Annotated in this window: 1 protein-coding gene; it reads left to right on the forward strand. The window is 72.8% G+C overall.

What is annotated here, in order from left to right; genetic code table 11:
* Window positions 1-277: 277 nt before the first annotated feature.
* Window positions 278-1,809, forward strand: a 1,532-nt coding sequence (locus ACFZB9_RS36875) for a type I polyketide synthase (RefSeq protein ID WP_391454540.1), incomplete at its 3' end; no start/stop codon positions are given.

Below are 1,809 nucleotides of genomic sequence, written 5' to 3' on the forward strand. Positions count from 1 at the left end.
CCGCCGCGGGGATCCGGCGATCCCGCGATCTAGGGGGTCGCTCCGCGGAAGTAGGGGTGGCAGCGCAAGGTCGGAGGGCTGACTGGGGGTTACCTCGGCCGGAGCGGCGCCTAGCCTCCATCTAAGATCCCGCGGACCCGGCCGCCCCGGCGCGCCTCGTCATCGACAGGTGCCCGCCGCGGGAGCCGGTACGACACGGTGGCGGGCCCGGTGGGACCCCCGTGCGATCGGCCTTTTCGACCCGGCCACATGGCGAACGGACAAGTGGGAGCTGACGATGGACACAGCCAGTGCAGACGTGATCGGCGCGCTGCGTGCCTCGCTTCTGGAGAACGAGCGACTGCGGCAGCAGAACAACCGCCTGAGCGCCGTGTCCACCGACCCCGTCGCCATCGTCGGCATAGGATGCCGCTTCCCCGGCGGGGTGACCGACGCCGAGAGCCTGTGGCAGCTCGCCGTCGAAGGCCGTGACGCGATGACGGAGTTCCCCGAGGGCCGCGGCTGGGAGAACTGGGAGGTCCCGGGGGCCCGGCGAGGCGCCTTCCTGCACGGCGCGGGCGACTTCGACGCGGAGTTCTTCCGGATCTCGCCGCGTGAGGCCATGTCGATGGACCCGCAGCAGCGGCTGCTGCTGGAAACCTCCTGGGAGGCCCTGGAGCACGCGGGGATCGACCCGCTGTCGCTGCGTGGCAGCCGGACCGGGGTGTTCGTCGGCGGCACGCCTCAGGAGTACGGCGCGCTGATGGCCAGTTCGCCCACCAGCCAGGGGTACATGGTCACCGGCACCGCGGGCAGCGTGCTGTCCGGACGGGTGTCCTACGTCCTCGGGCTCGAAGGCCCGGCGGTCAGCATCGACACCGCCTGCTCGTCCTCGCTGGTCGCCCTGCACTCCGCCGTGCAGTCCCTGCGCCAGGGCGACTGCGGCATGGCCCTGGTCGGCGGCGTCCTGGTGATGACCACCCCGTCGATCTTCGCCGAGTTCGTCACGCTCGGCGGCTCCGCCGCCGACGGCAGCTGCAAGGCCTTCGCCGGTGCGGCCGACGGTACGGGCTGGGGCGAGGGCGTCGGCGTCCTGGTTGTCGAGCGGTTGTCGGACGCGCGGCGCAACGGACACCCGGTGCTCGCGGTGATCCGCGGCAGCGCTGCCAACCAGGACGGCGCGTCGAACGGTCTGAGCGCGCCCAACGGTCCCTCGCAGCAGCGGGTGATCCGCCAGGCGCTGGCCAACGCCGGACTGTCCGCCGCCGACGTGGACATGGTGGAGGCGCACGGCACGGGCACGACGCTGGGCGACCCGATCGAGGCGCAGGCGCTGCTGGCCACCTACGGTCAGGACCGTGCTGCCGACCGGCCGTTGTGGCTCGGCTCGCTGAAGTCGAACATCGGCCACACCCAGACGGCGGCCGGCGTCGCCGGTGTCATCAAGACCGTGATGGCCCTGCGGCACGGCATCATGCCGATGACCCTGCACGTGGACGAGCCGACCCCGCACGTCGACTGGTCGGCGGGTGCGGTGGAGCTGCTGACGCAGGCCCGGGAGTGGCCGCAGACCGGCGCGCCGCGCCGCGCGGGTGTCTCCTCCTTCGGCATCAGCGGGACCAACGTCCACATGATCCTGGAGCAGGCCCCGGCGGAGCCGCAGGCCGCGGCCGAGCCGTCCGGTCCCGCGCCGCTGGGCGGAGCCGTCCTGCCCTGGACCGTCTCGGCCCGCTCGGAGGCGGCGTTGCGGGCGCAGGCGGGGCGGTTGTTGGAGTTGGTGGCGGGGGGTGGTCAGCGGGAGGCCGATGTGGCGTTCTCGTTGGTGTCGTC

Source organism: Kitasatospora sp. NPDC008050, from assembly GCF_042957465.1.
In the GTDB taxonomy this organism is placed as follows: domain Bacteria; phylum Actinomycetota; class Actinomycetes; order Streptomycetales; family Streptomycetaceae; genus Kitasatospora.